Source organism: Akkermansia sp. N21116 (assembly GCF_029854705.2).
Classification (GTDB): domain Bacteria; phylum Verrucomicrobiota; class Verrucomicrobiia; order Verrucomicrobiales; family Akkermansiaceae; genus Akkermansia.
The window spans coordinates 2,172,050-2,189,238 of the sequence record NZ_CP139035.1 but is presented as its reverse complement, the minus strand read 5'-3'; the positions used below and the strand labels follow the sequence as shown (position 1 = coordinate 2,189,238).

Sequence of the window (17,189 nt, the reverse complement as noted above, 5' to 3'; positions counted from 1 at the left end):
ACCGTAATTTCAAGAGATTTCGCCCCCATCATAACCGATATCCCCAGTCTCTGCGTGACAAATCCGTCATTCGCGAATGCCAAATCAAGACAAGAATAGTATTGACGGACACCCAAATCACTTCTATCATTCTTCAGGTCCTTGTTCCAAGTCGGCGCCGGGACTGATTTCTAAATCAAACTTAAAAACCAAGACCTTATCTTATGGCAAAGTACGCTATTAATGGTTTCGGACGTATCGGCCGCAATGTTCTGCGCGCCATGTCCAAGGAAGAACGCGCCAAGGTTGTTGCCATCAACGACTTGACCCCGATCGCAATGATCGCCCACCTTCTCAAGTATGACTCGACTCAGGGTAAATTCGACGGCGAAATCGCCATCGAAGGCGATTACCTCGTTGTCGACGGTCACAAGATTCTCATCACCGTCGAACGCGATCCCGCCAACCTTCCCTGGAAGAAGCTCGGCGTTGACGTCGTCCTTGAATCCACCGGTCTCTTCACCAAGCGCGAAGGCGCCCAGAAGCACATCGACGCCGGAGCCAAGAAGGTTCTCATCTCCGCTCCCGCCACCAATCCCGACCTGACGTTCTGCCTCGGCATCAACGACAGCGAATACGATCCGGCCAAGCACAACATCGTTTCCAACGCTTCCTGCACGACTAACTGCCTTTCCCCCATGGTGAAAGTTCTCGAAGCCAAGTTCGGCATCGAAAAAGGCATGATGAGCACGATCCACTCCTACACGAACGACCAGCGCATCCTTGACCTGCCCCACAGCGATCCCCGCCGCGCCCGTTCCGCCGCCATCAACATCATCCCGACCACGACCGGCGCCGCCAAAGCCATCGGTGAAGTGATTCCCTCCCTCAAGGGACTCCTCAACGGTGCTTCCTTCCGCGTTCCGACCCCGACGGGTTCCCTGACCGACTTTGTCGCCATTCTCAAGAAGAACGTGACTGTTGAAGAAGTGAACGCCGCCATGAAGGAAGCTGCCGAAGGCGAACTCAAGGGCATCCTCGCCTACAGCGAAGAAGCTCTCGTTCTTCAGGACATCGTTTCCGATCCTCACTCCTGCATATTTGACTCCGGCTTCACCTATGTCGTCGGCGGCAACATGGTCAAGGTGTGCGGCTGGTACGACAACGAATGGGGTTACTCCAACCGCGCTGCTGAAGCCCTCAAGAAGCTCGGCGACAGCCTCTAAAGACAACTGGGTCTTTCGGATTGGAGCATCCTTTCCGTTCCGGCGTTGTCGGATAAGAAAATCAGGGACTCCATCCCGAACCGTTGATTCCATTTTGATCCGGGGGAGGCAGCAATTGCCTCCCCCGTTTTCTTTTTCATCATCCATCCATCTCAAACATTACCACATATTATGGCCAAACTGACTGTTCGCGACCTCGATGTCAAAGGCAAGGAAGTCCTCATGAGAGTTGACTTCAATGTGCCTCTTAAAGACGGTTCTATCACCAACGATGCCCGTATCGTTGCCGCTCTGCCCACAATCAAGTATCTTCTGGACAACGGAGCCAAGCTCATCCTCTGTTCCCACCTCGGTCGTCCGAAGAACGAACCCGATCCCGTTTTCTCCCTGAAACCCGCCGCCGTCCGGCTGGGTGAACTTCTTGGCAAACCTGTCACATTCGTTTCCGAAGCCATCGGAGCCGAAGCCGACAAAGCTCGTGCCGCCATGAATGAAGGCGACGTAATCCTTCTGGAAAACGTGCGTTTCTATCCCGGTGAAAAGAAAAATGACCCGGACTTCGCCAAGGCACTCCTCGGCAATGCCACCATCTTCGTCAACGATGCATTCGGTTCCGCCCACCGCGCCCACTCCTCCACGGAAGGCGTTACGCACTTTGCCAAACAAAGCGCCATGGGCTTCCTGATCGAACGCGAACTGGAATACCTTGAAGGTAAACTGGAAAACCCGGAAAAACCCTTCGTCGTCATTATGGGCGGAGCCAAGGTTTCCGACAAAATCGAAGTCCTCTCCAAGCTTATGGAAAAAGCCGACACCTTCCTTATCGGTGGAGCTATGGCCAATACCTTCCTCGCTGCCGAAGGCTACGATCTGGGTGCTTCCAAAATCGAAGGCGACAAACTGGATCTCGCTCGTGAAATCCTTGCCAACGCCAAAGCCAAAGGAGTTCGATTCGTCCTTCCGGCCGATGTCCGCGTTGCCATGAAGTTCGAAGACGGCGCAGAAACAACCTGTCCGGCTCCTTTCGCCGAAGGCGGCAAGGTGTGCGAAGGCGGCATGGCCATCGATATCGGCGACAAGGCGATTGAAGAATTCTCCGCAATCATCAAGGGAGCCAAAACCGTTCTTTGGAACGGCCCCATGGGAGTGTTTGAAATGGACTGCTTTGCCAAGGGAACCAAGGAAATCGCCGAAGCACTGGCCAACAGCAATGCGATCACCATCGTAGGCGGCGGCGACTCCGTCACGGCAGCCAAAAAGTTCAAGGTTCAGGACAAGCTCTCCTTCTGCTCCACGGGAGGCGGCGCTTCCCTGGAACTTCTGGAAGGGAAAATCCTTCCCGGAGTCGGTTCTCTGACCGACAAATAATTCGGTAGGATTTCCCTCTATTCCATCTACAAGGCGTCTCAATTGTCGAGGCGCCTTTTTTTTATTGGTTCGGTACGTATAAAACAACAGAATCCGCCTTCCCCACGCGGGAAAGACGGACTCCTGTTTTCTTGTCTTCCGACTTCCTATCAGAAGTTGTACCGGTAACCCAGCGAGCCGCTCGCCCAGGTCGCTCCGCTGCGGAGTTCCGTGTTCGCCTCCGCAAAGATTGTGCCATTCACTCCTACGGGAACGCTCAGCCCCGCTCCGAACTGAACCCCTGTCATCCCCGCCTTCGCTCCTTCCACCTCGCGGCGGATGCCGGGGTTGCCTTGCAAGCCTACCTGGCCGCTCGCGCGGTCGTCTCCCATGTCCTGCACTACTTGCACCCGCAGTTCGCCCAGCGCCTCCCGTCCGAAGACGTTGCTCCCTACAAGGCCCAGGTAGCGAAGACCCGCCGTCACGCTCCCCGTCGTCGCGTCCAGGTCGCTGACGTCCAATCCCGCGTTCCCAGCTCCGCTCTCGCGGTAGTCGTCCATGCCGACGTGTACCAGCGAGGCTCCGAACAGGGGCTGGAGGATCTTCGTCCCTTCGTCGTTGAGCTTGATGTCGCAGGTCGCTTCGTAGAGGACTCCCCAGCCTGTCCCGTCGCTTGTCCCGTGGCCGGTGTAGCTGTCCGTTCCGAAGTTCACCGTCCGGTCGACGCTCGCGTCGTAGCGGCTCCCGGTGACGATGAGTGAGTGGCCCCACTTGCGTCCCTGGTACTTCCCGAACAGGCTGATGTAGGTCCCGTCCAGGTCTCCGCTGAGGCGGTCGGTTCCGTCGCTGCTCAGGTCTCCGTAGTTCGCGCTGAAGGCTGCCCCGAGGGTTACGGTGCTGCTGACGTTCACGTCGGCTCCCACCGTGCCTCCCCAGTTGACCAGTTTGTAGCCGGCGTAGTCGCCGCTCGTGTCGAGCTGGTTGTAGCTCCCTGTCCCCTGCAGCCAGAAGTTGTAGTACGGCAGGGTGTTCTCGTAGGTGTAGTCGTTGTTGTTGAGCCCCATGCCGGCTACGCGGTTGCGCAGCATGCTCTGCTGGTAGGCGAGGTCGCTCTTCGCCGCGGCCAGGATGCCCGTGACGGTGCTGCCCGCGACGGCGGCCAGCTTGCGGCTCGCTCCGCTGCGGTTGCCCGCCTTGACGTCGTCCATAATGCTTGAGAGGACGCGGTCGAGGCTGGTGCCGGATTCCTGCAGGCCCGCCTGCCAGATGAGGTCGGCACCGGCTCTGGCGACTCCGCTCCGGGCAACTTCTTCGAGGAGGTTGCCGGAGCTCACCGAGAGGTCGGCGAGCAGGCGACGCCCGTCGTCGCTGACGTGCAGGTTGGCTCCCGTGTAGAAGAGGCCGAGGCTCTGTTCCATGTTGACCGTCCAGGTGATCAGGCTGCTGCCGAAGCCCAGCGGGTTGCCGGAGGCGTCGAGGAAGCCGCCGTGGGCGGCCATGAGTTCGAGGGAGTCGGTGTCGGATGGTTTCCAGCTCCCGTCGCGGCTGCCGTTGACGAGGTTGAGGGTGACGCCGTCGCCCAGGGCGATGTGTCCGTCCGCGTCGATCGAGGCGATCGGGTTGGGCAGGACGAGGTCGAGGGTGGAGCCGGATTGCAGGTCGACGTTGCCGGCGCAGGAGAGGATGCCCGGACGATTTTCTCCACGGTTTAAGGTGAGGCGTCCATGGGTACCAACAGTCAAGCTGTTAATGAGGATGTCTTCCGCCAGACGCAGAGTGGCCTTCCCGTTTCCTGTGCCGACCGTGACCCGATCGTAATTACCGTCGTGTGCAGAGAGAACAAGGGTGCCTTCGCGCACGGCAAGGCTGAGGTCTTTCGAGGCTACGCCGAGGGTCTGGGTGCCCTGGCCTTCCTTGGCGAGGGTGCCCCGGCCTTCGAAGGCGATGCTGAGGTTCGAGTCGCGGTCGCTCTTCACGGTCAGGGTGCTGCCCGTTCCGTTGAAGCGCACGATGCCCGCTCCCGTCAGCAGGCCGACGGTGACGTCGTTGCCGCCGGCCACGTCGAGGACGGAGCCCGATTGGAGTTCGAGCGTCGAGTTGCCCGAAAAGTCGCCTCCGTCCACCAGGCGCAGCGTCCCGTAAGCCATCGAGAAGGTGCCGTCCCCGGTGATGTGGGTGGCCAGGTCCATCGTGTCGCTTCCGGTGACCACCAGGCGGGAGTCCACTCCGCGCAGTTCCAGGGTGCCTCCCTGCCCGTATACGCCCTTCACCAGGGTTTCCCCTCCGATGACGGTCAGGCCGTCTCCGGTGCCGGCGGTGAGGCTTTCGAGGCTGTTATGCCCGTTGAGGACGAGGGTGCCTTCCCGCGTTTCGATGCCGCCGTCGATGGTCACGTCGCCGTTGATGGTCAGCGATCCCTTGCCCGTCTTGACGAAGTCGACGATGCCCGCCTTGAGGTTGCCTTCGTAAACGGTGTCGAGGTTGCGACCTTCGTAGCTGCCGTTGACCAGTTCGACACGGGCGACGCTGTCGGTGCCGAGGTTGTTTTCGAACTCGAGGGTGTAGCGTTCCCCGGTGGCGGAGTTGAGGCCACCCGAGAGGTTTTCGACGTGCAGGCCAAGGGTTGACGCGTCGCCGGGGGCTCCGCTCATGACGACGTTGAGGTCGGCGTTGATCATCACCATCTTGTAGGCGTCGAGGTAGTTATAGTGGGTGGAGGCGGGCGTTTCTTCGGGTTCTCCCGGATTGCGGTAGCTCAGGTCGAGGCGCCGCCGGCCGTTCCCGTCGAGAGTCGCGTCGGTGGCGTAGTAGATTTCCCCTCCGGCGGTGACGGCCAGACGGCCCGCGTCGAGGTTGGCCTGCAGGGCGTCGGCATCCAGGTTGCGCTGGACGGCATAGCCGAGGTATTCCAGGACGGGGTTGAAGCGGATGGAGCTGAGCCATGCGTGGGCCGCGTCGCTGATGCCGTTGGCGGTGCGCGTCAGAGGATCGGTGACGGCGAGGGCTCCGTCGGTGAGCTGGAGGAGGATGGTGGTGCCTTCCGCCCGGAGGTCGTGGAGTTCTTCCAGCAGTCCGTCGGTGAGGTTGATCTGCATGTCGCCGAGGTAGACTTGGTGGGATGTCCCCGGCGTCTCGAAGGAGATGAGCGATTGAGCGCTGCCGGAGCTGCCGCCGATGAGGGCGTTGCCGCTGCCGGCGGTCAGGAGAACGTTGGGGGTAGAAACGCCGCCTTCGTCTGTGGCGCCGGAAATGGAGATATTGCCCGTGAGCCCGGTGATGGAACTGCCGTAGTCGAGACCGCCGGAGGAGGCCCCTGCGCCAAGATGGATGCTGGTGAGGGCGCTGCCGTTGAGGCCGCCCAGGTCGACGGGTGTCGCCTGGCCGGTGAGTTCGACCGTGACTCCGCCTGCGGGGGCGTAGTTCGAGGCTCCGGACAGGGCGCCGCCCCGTACCGTCAGAGAGGATCCGGAGGAGGCCATGCCGTTCAATTCGAGAGTACCGCCCGAGACGGTAACATGGGATGTGCCGAGGCTGGCTCCGTCGACAAGTTCGAGACGGCCTTCTTTCAGCGCGATCTCGCCGGAGACGGTATTGCCGCCGTTGCCGAGGACGAGGGTGCCTCCCCCTTGCTTGGTCAAGAGGCCGGAGCCGTTCAGGACTCCGCCCAGGGTTACAGTCTGTCCGTCGCCGAGGCTGACGAGCGTTCCGTTCTCGCCCGTGCCCGAAAGGGTCATAGCATGGGAGGCTGTCCAGCCCGAGCTGCCTGTGGCCGCGGTGAGAGTTCCGTTGCCTAAAGTGACCGTGCCTTGCGTGCCAGAGAGGACATCATCTGTCGCAACCCCGGAAGCATTGCACAGCGTCAGCGTACCGCCGGCGAGGGTAAGGCCGGAACCGGAGTTGACGGAGATGGTCCCATCGACGGCAAGTTCTCCGTTGGAAAGCAACTTGAGTTCGGCTCCATCGGAAAGGATCAGACCGGAGGCCGACATCGTGCCGGAGAGTCCCAGGGATTTGTCGGTCGCCGTCGAACCGACGGCGCTGACGGTGAGGGCGGCGGCCTTCAACGTGCCGCCGAAGATGTCCCCTTCGTTGAGGAGGTTCAGAACGAGAGTACCGGAAGTTTTTTCAAGGGTACCCGCCACACCGGAGAGCTTCCCGGAGAGGGTGACCGAACCTTGCTGGACTACATTGACCAGTTCCAGCGAAGCTTCGTCTGAAACGGAAACCGTTCCGGAAAGTTTCGCATCCCCAGCCAGTCCGGACAATTGTACAAGTCCCGTACCGGAGATGGAGACTGCCGCATCGTTCCTACCGGAGTCATCGAAGACGAGGCCTCCGCCCGAGGAATGATTTACTGCCAGTGTCGTTCCGAGAGCGGCAAGAAGCTTGATGGCCTGCTTGTCCGTGATGCCGATAGCCGATTCGGGAATGGCGTCGGTCAACACGTTGGTAATCGTCACATCCGTTCCCGCGACGTTGCCCAACGTACCGCCCAGGAAATCGACAATCCCTGTTCCCAGGGAATTGGAGTTCCCCATTTCAATCATACCGTCGTAGAGATAAGTCCCTCCCGAATAGGTATTCTTGAGATTGGATGCCAGAGAAAGCTTGCCGGCACCTTTCTTTGTCAAAGCAGTCTTGCTGCTTTCCCCGGCATCCACGATCCCGCTTCCGGCTGTATGGTCGTCCGCAGAGAACATGTAGCCAATCGTGCTATTGTTGACATCGACGGAACGTGGTTTGACCTGACCGGAAATGAGAACGGAAGGTGACGCGGAATCGTCAAAAACGATCTTTACTCCATCGGGACCTTCCGAGTATTTGGCTTCGTGTGTCCATGGATTTTGATTGGACGAACTCCATACGTGATCTCCGGACGAGTTGCCGTCCCATGTCCACGAACCTATCTCAGTTAACTGAAGATAAAGCGTTTTCCGATCGTCGCCGAGCTTCAGGTTGTAATTGTAGTAATCCGTGGATTGCGGATCGTATGTCCACCATGTTGAAAGATATTCCGGGGTATTCAAAGAAGCCGCTCCTGTTGTTGTGATGAGGGCATAGGCACCTTCCTGATTCTTTTGATCGCGGCCGAAATTATGCAGAACCAAGCTGAAATTTGTATCTCCCGTGATATTTCCGCTTAAGTTGATAAATGCCGGAGCAGCCGTCGTCCTGTTCTTGAGATCAAAAACAAGAGACTTGGTTCCCTGAAGAGTCAAATCGGTTCCTTTCAAATACCCGTTGCCGGATATTGTCAGTGAAGAGGATGTGAAAGCCGAGGTAAGCTCAAGAGTTCCATCCAGAATAGAAGTTGAACCGGTATATGCCGCTTGCGCCAGTGTCTGTTTTCCGGTTCCATCCTTTACCAGTGATAAAACAGAACCGTCATTGACTCCGGACCAGTCTTTGATGATACCGGCGTAATTGGCATTACCGTCTGTCTCGACAGTCAAGGTTCTAGCTCCTCCCTGAGCATAAACGGAGGATTCGGCAATGCCGGAGATGCCTCCTATTGTAATCTCATCCCCATTGACAACCAATGCCGTATTGTCAGGTTTTTCCTTGATGCTTTCCGTGAGGTTGATCGATGCCCCTTCCAAACTGGAATTCAGGCGCAACCGCACGTTATGAACATTGACGGTGCCATTGAAATCATTGGAAGCATTGCTCAATGTCAGCAAATTATCGGAAGCTTCCTGGTCTCCGTTGACAATATTCAACGTTCCGTGACCCGAGACTTTGCCGGAAATCACAGTGCCGTAGGTTTTGGCTCCCCATCCCGCATCCTGGAATGTCGTGGTATCCCCGGCATGCTGACCGAAGGTCAGTGTTCCCGTCAGTTCGTGATTGCCGTCGAGAACTTCCAGAGTCCCTCCATTCTTCGTGGTGATGTCCGAGGCAAACTTCACGGTACCATACGTGTTGTAACTGAGGCCTAAACTGAATTTGGCCGTATCTTCGATGTAAACCGTTCCCGTACCGAAACGGTGTTCGGTTTTTTGATCGTACGTTTTCCAGAGAATACCTAGTTGGAGTTCTCCTTCCGAGACGATTGTATCGCCATGCTGGTAGATGGCAGTGTGAGCGGTGGTTCCATCGTTCTGTTCATCGGCGGAAGCATCGCAGAAGGTAAGGAGGGAAGCCCCCTTCTTGACAAAGGTATTGTTTCCGGATGTCGAACCTGCAAACAGAGCGTTGTCATGACTGGATTCCACGGCTGCTTCTCCGTCCAATACCAGGGAATTGTCCCATCTGATGCCGGATTTCAGAGTGGCTCCGCTTCCCAGATGGACATTGCCGCTGCCAAGAGAGGAAGCATTGGTTATTGTGAGCGTTCCTGCCTGGACGGTGGTACCTCCCGTGTAGGAATTGGCACCGCTCAGAATCAATTCACCACCGCCGTTTTTCACAAGAGACAGGCTCCCATTGGCCGCATAGGCATTTTCACCCGTCGTCTTCATCTTATCGCCGATGGTACCGTTGAAGGCATTGGAAAGACTACCGGTAATATCCAGAGTCAATGTGTTGCTGCCTTCTCCGGAGCTGACATAACCGGAGCCCGTCAACCCTTTCAACGTAGCATTGCCCGTATCCACAACGAGGTAAGCCTGGGTAGAAACCAATTCCACCTGCGCGGACGAGAGGGCATCATCATTCTGCAGGATCAGCCAGCCCGGACGTTTTTTTGCCGTGGTGGTCGCCTCAATCATGCGAACCGTTCCTTCGTAGTCCGTATTGGCGGAGGAAATGATCAATTTGTTGTTTTCCTGCCAGGCAGCGTTGTCCTTAATCGTCGGGTCATAAACCAGATTACCCTTCCCTGACAATTTACCGCTAATGCCGATTTGCTTGGCCCATGTTTTCACGAGCGTCAAATCATTGTTCAGCATCATGGCTCCTTGCAGATCCAGCGCGATTTGACCGTTGAAACCGGCATAAAGGGAAATCCGGCTCTTGCCTTGGACGGTAACATCTCCGGCGACAATATGCCTGGCATTGTCTCCTCCATTAAGGAACAGGTCGGAACCGGTTTCCAGAATAATGCGGGACTTGCCGGTACTAACCGATTGACCGTTGACGGCGTTGCCCAACTGAAGCTGCCCCCCGATCACGTGAATTGTACCATTGAAATTCTCCAGAGTCTGGGCTGATAGCATCTTCATGGTCCCGGTACCCGTTTTTTCCAAAATTCCGGAACCGGATATCGAACCGTTCATCGTTCCTGTCAGAGTACCTTCGGAGCCGGTATCCCACAGCAATTTGGAATCGGTATCGGTCAGGACGACATTGTTGGAGTAGGGATCGGAGGCCGTCAATTGCAGAATACCTTCCTCGTTGACAGTAACATCGCTTGCCCCCAATGCGGAGGCATGAGATGCCCGCAATGTCCCGGCGTTAATCACGGTACCTCCGGCATAGGTGCCTGCTTTTTGGAGGATGAGAGTACCGGCTCCCGTTTTGACGACTTTGCCGTCGCCTACAAGGCAGTCATTGACCGTTATCGTATGGTTGTTGGTGTTAAAGGTTGTTCCGGTAACCGCATCCGTCAAAGTCACGATATCCGTGGCATTGTCATCCAGACGATGGGGATCAATACTCAAATCGGCTTGAGCAATGATTTCGACAGTACCCAACGTAAGGGAAACCTTTGCGTCGGTTTGGTTTCCGGTGACACTCCACTGGTAGTCCGTGATACCGTAGTCCCCCAGTTTGACGGTACCGCTTTTAAGGTTGATGGCCACGGCATTGGTCGGATTGCTGCTGCACAGCCCTTTGACATTGATCGTGCCTCCTTCAAGATTAATTGTCGAGTTGCCTTCCCATCCGGTGGCAAGGACCGTGTCGGCCGCATCAATGGCGGCATTGGTCGCAATATGGAGAGTTGTCGTGTTGCTGCCCGTACCGGCTGTATTGAGCGAGAAAGAAAGATCCGATTGTTTGCGGGCATTGTTGGTGCCCGTTACCTTCAGGGTGCCGGATGTCAGCGTAATCGTTTGGGCGGCGGTACCGGAAACGAGGAAATTAGTGGTTTCCAGCGTATTTTCCTTGCCAATATCCATCGTCAGGGATGAATTGGCAGCCAGTTTGATGGTTCCTGTTACGGAACTACCGGCTTTTCCCGTCAAAGTAATCAGGGATTTGTCGTTACTGGAATTGGAAGTCAGATTGGAAAAATGGATGGCAGAGTCAAAAGTGACGGAACCGCGCTCATTGACAAATTCTCCTGAGAAACCGGTCATGTCCTTGAATGTTACATATCCTCCGTCCGTATGGGATATTTTGCCGGAGCCCGTAATGGGGCCGTAGTAGGTGGCATATTTCGCTCCGTAGGATCGGATAACCGCTCCATTTTCACCAATGGTAATTGGATTATAAACTTGTGTTTCCGGAGTACCCGTCGTAACAACACCGCCTCCGTTCAAGATAAGAGTCGGTCCGTTGGCTTCTGCATTACCCATGAGGACATTCTCTGAAGTTTCCCAATTGATCAATCCCGACTTCATTTCGATTGTTCCGTGGAATCCTTCCCCTACCTTGAACGTCGTGTTATTTCCATCGTTCCCCCCCGACGCGCTCAGGTTCCCTCTACCCCATATCTGCAAGTTGCCACCCTCTTTCAGTTCCTGATGATCGAAATCCGTCAAAATGGAAGAAGAACTACCGAGCTGCAAGGTTCCTTCTGCTCCCAGTGTGATTTGTCCTATTGCCGCGTCAGCGTTGGATACCCACAGGGATCCGGCGGAAACAGTCGTATTGCCCCCCGTACGGTTAACCGGTACTTGCATGATCACATTCCCCCCCTGGACTTCCAAGTCGAAGGAACCGTTTAACGAGCCGATTCCGGAAAACGTGTAATCGCCGTTGACCGTCATTTTTCCCGGAGCCAGTTGTTCCTGAAGGGTTACCGTTCCCGCATGATCGGGAGAGAACGTAACGTTATCGGCATCGTAATAGACATCATCCTGCGACGTTCCCGTTTTGAACCATCCACTTCCGATGGATTCCCACATTCCGGAATTACCTCCGTTCCAAGTGATATTTTCCCCGGCCGTATATTGAAGATCCGTGAAGGAAATAGACCCGTTACCGAAGACGATATCGGCGGAGGAACGCTTTGTAAACCGGATGTTCCAATGGGAGGAATCATCTGAAAAATTATAACTGTCCGCCTGGACGAGGATCGTAGGAGTGGACGAGCCTGTCGTAAAATCCCCGGTCAGTTTCAAAGTCGTTACGGCATCCGTTCCATACGTAACATTGCCGGTGACTTTCAGCAAATTGCCGGAGGGCATGGTGATCGTGCTCTTCCCATTCAACACCAAATTGCCACCCACAGTGGCATTCGATGAAAGCAGGAGGAACGTCGATGCATTGATGGTCAGGTTGCCCTGGCCCAGTGCGGATTCCTTGGCAATTTCGATACCTCCGGCATTGAGGGTTGTCCCGCCGGAGTAGGTATTGGCAGCTGTCAATACCAGAGTTCCAGCCCCTTCCTTAATCAAACCGCCCGTACGTACAATCTCTTGTCTATCTTCTGTTATAACAACATTGTCCCGTAGCGTAGCTCCAAGGATGATCTTTTTTCCATCTCCTATTTTGGTCGTATTGTCTCCCGTCCCATCTCTTGTTGCTTCTGTATTGATTGTGAATGTATTCCCTTCAAGCATGATTTCATTTACCACACCATCAGGATTGTACTTCCGTATTTCATTCCACTTCCAGTCAGAATCAAGAACGCCAAGCGTTCCCCCCGAAAATATCGTTGTCGTTTGAATATTGGCATCAACTCCCCCCGAACCAACATTCATCCTCCCTCCCGTCATATAAAAATAATCCATGCCGACTGGCTCATTCCCCGGAGCTGGTAAAGCACCATTGCTACCCCAGTTATTATCCCGACCGATATTAAGCTGCTGAACATTCAAAGTACCGCCACCAATCGTAAAAGTACTATTTTCCCCTGCATAGTTATTGTCGGGGATTGCCATAAACATATCCAATCTCGAAGTTATGGAAACGGTACTATTCCCTGTCATTTCAAACGTGAACCAGGCACGGTTGTCACCCAACTGCATCGTTGCCGCAGTCAGCGATGCGGATTCTTTCACTAATACAACCGTTTTGTTGTTTCCTCCGTTTGTTTTGAATCCACCAGATAAAGTCAGAGAGGCTGTACCAGACAATGTCAGAGTATCATTCCCTAGCGTCCAATTTTCCGTGTAATCAGTCACTGAACCCTCGGAATAGGAATAATCCATTGCTGAGGATTCCTGTGGTATAAACGAGGAAAAACATCCCAAAACGGCAGCAAGCAGAGAAAGAGGAAGTCGAAGTTTCATAGAAAAAAGAAATAGAATTGTCTTTTTTCTATCGAATTCCAATTCCGCTATCAAGCAAAAAAACACATTAATTGTCCGAACCTTACTCAACCATTTCCCATAAAAGCAGCAAAGAAAAATAATATTATTATTACCTGATAATAAGTAAATTACATTGATAATAAGCGGAATTGGAATCCGCCATTCTGGCTTCGATTGACAAGGCAATCATCTTCAGCATCCAGATAGAGTCCGACCAGTTGGCTGTAGTCTTGGCCTCCAAGTTGATTGCAGCGACAGATTTGACGATCTGGAATCCAGCCACCGAATGTATGCCCAGGCTTCCGGCGGCAAATCCGATGGTGAGTTCCTCTGCCGTCAGATCTTCGATAAGCAATGCATTAGATCCCAGAAGAGAAAGAGGTTCAAGTCCGTTCCATGTTCCCCAGACGGTATCTCCTTGAACTGATCCGGATATCGATCCCATATAAGAGAGATTGAGATACAATCAAGCATGAAAGCGCCGATTGATCTTGTTTTTTCTTCCAATGAATTTCTTGGAGACTTTCAAAAAATCAAGCGGATAAGTATTGAGAATCTTCTCTCAACATTACTATAATAGATTTACCATCTGCATTTTAGATATCGTATTGTCTCATGATTCAGAACTCCGGGAAAAAGCGAAGAAAAGAAAAAGCTGCCGGTTACCTCAAAATATGAGGACGCAGGGAGGAACGAACGAACAGTCCTGCCCAACTAACACGAACCATTCCCTTAAAATGAGCAGAGTCAGACTTCATTCATAAATCAGCCACGCAGTGGCAGTCGTATCCTTGTCCCCCGAAAGACGAATCCAGCGAGCATCAAAATCCGACGGAAACTCATGTTCCCAAACTTCTCCGGGCTTGACGGTCACCGTCTTGTAGATCATCCACGGGCCATGGCCGATTGGGTTGGCTTCGATAACAAAGGTCACGGGAAAGTCGGACTTGTGGCTCAATTTCATGAAACCTCCCCTTCATACACCATTTGTCGCAAGGAATGCAGGGAAGCCTTCTTCCGCCTCATGTTTTCCCTGTATTCGGATGGAGACATTCCCTGCCACTTGGCAAACGATACGGCAAAATACTGGGATGAAGAGAAGCCGCTTTGACTTGCGATTTCCTTGATCGACAACCTATTTTGTGCAAGAAGCATTTTGGCTTTTTCCAATCTGAGCTTGGACAGATACTCGCTTGGCGTAAAGCCCGTTAAGAATCTGACTTTTTTCTCGAAGGTCGATTGGCTCATATTGAACGAGTACGCCATTTTATCCATCGTAACACGTTGTTCGAAAGCCCAGTAATTCATTCTTTCCTGCAGAGTTTCCAGCCAGCCATCATGCCGTAACCCATCCACACTGGTTCTTTCCAGAAGGCGGGCTGTTTCCACCAACATGGAATCCAGAATAAGATTGATTCGTTCCACGTATCCCGTTTTATGAGAAACGAGTTCATCATTCAGACTCCTGTAGAACGAAAGCAGAGAACCAGCCTGGGGAATAAGAGCCGATTTGTTACCGGCAAAAAGACGGCCGATATGGTTTTGCGTTGTCGCCATGAGCCGAGACCATTCACCCAATTTCATTTTTCCGCTTCTTTCAAAGATTTCCGGACGAATAATCATCCAGGAAACAACGCCTCGTTCATGCCTGCCCAAGGGATTGCCGTGACGTTGCCAGGGACATGTAATAAAGCCGTCTCCCGGATACAACTGGTAGCATTTATCATCGACTTGCCACGTATGCGTTCCTTTGAGAATATAACAGATTTTAATCCCGTCATTGCAATGCATATCCAGAGAATGTTCATGGATCCCCGAAAACTTGAGCAGTCCCAATTCTATAAAATAATTCAAAAATGGAGCTATATCCGGAGAACCGGACCAATGAATAAAATAAGGAGAATTACTCATAATAGACGATTATTGCAGGAAAGCAGATTCAGAATAGGGCGACGGAAAGAAATGAATCAATAAGATATGACAAGGCATCTGGCATTAACGTCCAATTAACTCAAATTGGCACAATTTCATGTTCCCGATTCCTGTTTCTGTGAAACCGTATCTCCCAAACAAGGTACAGAGCGGTAAATCAAACACGGATTCCCGAACATATTGTCTTGTGTGATCTTTATGACAGAAATACCTTGTCAAATAAGACTAAAAACACTCTCAAAGTGTACACATTTTGTACACAGATTGTGTCCGTTTCATGAAATTGACCATTTCCCTATCAACAACAAGCCCCCCTCCAAGTTATTCACTTAAAGAGGGTTATTATTGGTACTCGAGAGGTGGCTCGAACCCCTACGGATAATTTACTTCATATTCGTAAATTTACTGCATCAGTGAATTCCCGAGCATGGAGTAAATCAAACGAATGCAATAAGGGGCTTGCTGGTCGAATGAGGTCGAGTATTTAGGACAACTTCACCATGTCCGCTAATTGCAGGAAGTACTCTGTTGACCAGATATTAAGCTTGTTCTGATCTTTGATGAAAGGCATGACGTCATCCTTGACCTGCCGGATGTCAGTCTCCTTGATTTTGTCTTTCAGGATTGCGCGGAAGCGATCCGGTGTGAGCCTCCCCGGTTCTTCTGATCCAAATTGATAGGCTCGCTCACAAAAATGCTTGAAGTCCATGGCGACGTTTTTGCGTACATACCATTCGAAATCGTACCAGTCGCGTCCCTTGACACGATTCTTCCATGAACGATAGATCAGAGCATGCATCTTGCCGGCAAAAAGATCTGGCAGCGTAAAACAATTGGTATAGAAGGAAAACGGCTGCAAGAGAAGTTTCTGCTCGGTGGAGAATCCAAGAGGAGGCGTCGTATCTACTTCAATCTTGATTTTGATTTTTCGGTCGCGCCCCAAATGGATGTCGTACTGGGCCGTATCGCTTTTCAGGAAAGCGGACTGGATCGTACTCTGCGCCGTCTTTTCCTTGGTCGTAATATCGATGCTTTGTCCCAAAGCGGCAAACTCGGCGGTAATGGCATCGAAATAGGGATCCAGACGAAATCCGGGATCGGGGGCGAGGAGAGAAAAATCCATATCTTCGGAAAAACGGTCCAATCCGTGGAAGATACGCAGGCATGTCCCTCCGTAAAAAGCGGCCTTGTTGAAGAATCCTCCATTGTAAAGGCCTCCGAGAGCTACTTGCTGCATGACCTCATGCACGGCGTTCAGCCTGTCGTTATCGTTCCCTGTCTCATAGGAAGCCAGCATTTCATCAAACACGTTCACGGCAAATCGTCCTTTCCAGAAAATTCAATTCGTTCTTTTTCTTGTTCGTCTTTTCGGCACATGCCCGGATAATGGAGATATCCATTTCTGAAATCATGTCCCAGTCAGCTCTCAGATACTCCTCCAGGTAAGACCGCATGGTCTTCATCGACTGAATGCGGAGATTGGACGAAGATACGATCAGATCGCACAAGGCTTTTTCGGGAGTCGCTGTCAGGTAGAAATACCCTTCTTCCGTCTTTTGCCGGGTCAGTCCAATCGGGAAATAAGCCTCAGGCACCTGAATGTATTCGTAGCGGCCTGTCCCGTTGTCAAACACCTTGCTTCGCTTCATGCAGGAGGACTTGAGGAGAGTCACCCGCTCCGGAATCACTCCTGCCCGGGATAATACCGTTTCATAGGAAACATAAGAGGGATGAAGAAGATGATTCGCGACAAGCTCACGCGAATAGGTGCCTTCCCCATCTTCGGGAAGACACAGGTAAAGATCCCGGCGAAGGTTGAGAATGACGCCTTCTCTCTGCAGGAGGGATATTTTGGCCATAGGCGCCTTGTACTCCTTAAGCGCGGACTTAAGAGTATGTGTGTTGACAGGAACAGTCCCGAACTGTTTGGACAGGAAAGAAGCCATGTGATCGAATAGAGAAAAATTAGCGAGAATTGTAGGGAAAATCAATTTAAAATGAAATAAGGATGCAAAAATCGCTAGAATTGATGACGAATATCAAGTGTGTTCAACGGTAGCGAGGTTAATGAGCGGATAAATGCTACCCTTGTAATCGCTCCCTCGTCGCCCGGAGGTCGACAAACCGACTGCTTCCCAGACCCAGGATACAAAGAATGCCTCTTTTTTCCCAGTTGTAGACTGTTCTGCGGCAAGGGCAGGATGAAGCCTCAAACAAGTCGGTTCCCTTAGCGAAAAGCGATAATTTGACAAGTTGAGTTTCCCTCATGACATATCGGAACCCATTTACGCGAACTTGCCCTTCCAGACGCTGGGATAGAGCTTTCATATCTATAAATATCGTC

General features: G+C 53.0%; 8 protein-coding genes. 2 read left to right on the top strand and 6 right to left on the bottom strand.

Translation table 11 applies throughout. The annotated features are described in order from the left end of the window. Window positions 1–203: 203 nt before the first annotated feature. Together gap and QET93_RS08465 are read left to right on the top strand one after the other, a co-directional pair. Window positions 204–1,205: a type I glyceraldehyde-3-phosphate dehydrogenase gene (gene gap, locus QET93_RS08470; RefSeq protein ID WP_280125395.1), complete on the top strand. Its 1,002-nt coding sequence runs from the start codon at window positions 204–206 to the stop codon at window positions 1,203–1,205. A 171-nt stretch (window positions 1,206–1,376) separates the two neighbouring features. Next, a complete protein-coding gene (locus QET93_RS08465; RefSeq protein ID WP_280131484.1) occupies window positions 1,377–2,573 on the top strand; it encodes a phosphoglycerate kinase in 1,197 nt (398 codons plus the stop codon). 149 nt (window positions 2,574–2,722) lie between these two features. Here QET93_RS08465 and QET93_RS08460 read toward each other — a convergent pair whose 3' ends face one another. The 6 genes from QET93_RS08460 to QET93_RS08435 all read right to left on the bottom strand — a co-directional run bounded on the left by QET93_RS08460 (window position 2,723) and on the right by QET93_RS08435 (window position 16,704). Further along, entirely contained in the window at window positions 2,723–12,892 is a 10,170-nt protein-coding gene (locus QET93_RS08460; RefSeq protein ID WP_322189942.1) for an autotransporter-associated beta strand repeat-containing protein, read from the bottom strand. 130 nt (window positions 12,893–13,022) lie between these two features. Continuing rightward, window positions 13,023–13,358, bottom strand: coding sequence for a hypothetical protein (locus QET93_RS08455; RefSeq protein ID WP_280131551.1), 336 nt, complete (start codon window positions 13,356–13,358; stop codon window positions 13,023–13,025). A gap of 309 nt (window positions 13,359–13,667) precedes the next feature. Then, window positions 13,668–13,877, bottom strand: coding sequence for a hypothetical protein (locus tag QET93_RS08450; RefSeq protein WP_280125715.1), 210 nt, complete (start codon window positions 13,875–13,877; stop codon window positions 13,668–13,670). Then, entirely contained in the window at window positions 13,874–14,824 is a 951-nt protein-coding gene (locus QET93_RS08445; RefSeq protein WP_280131552.1) for an AraC family transcriptional regulator, read from the bottom strand. The genes QET93_RS08450 and QET93_RS08445 overlap by 4 nt, the downstream gene beginning before the upstream one ends. Before the next feature lie 505 nt (window positions 14,825–15,329). Continuing rightward, window positions 15,330–16,142 carry a nucleotidyl transferase AbiEii/AbiGii toxin family protein gene (locus QET93_RS08440; RefSeq protein ID WP_345786080.1) on the bottom strand — a complete coding sequence of 271 codons (813 nt, stop codon included), beginning with the start codon at window positions 16,140–16,142 and terminating at the stop codon, window positions 15,330–15,332. A 4-nt stretch (window positions 16,143–16,146) separates the two neighbouring features. Further along, complete coding sequence (locus QET93_RS08435) at window positions 16,147–16,704, bottom strand: hypothetical protein (RefSeq protein WP_322189941.1); 558 nt, start codon at window positions 16,702–16,704, stop codon at window positions 16,147–16,149. Window positions 16,705–17,189 lie beyond the last annotated feature (485 nt).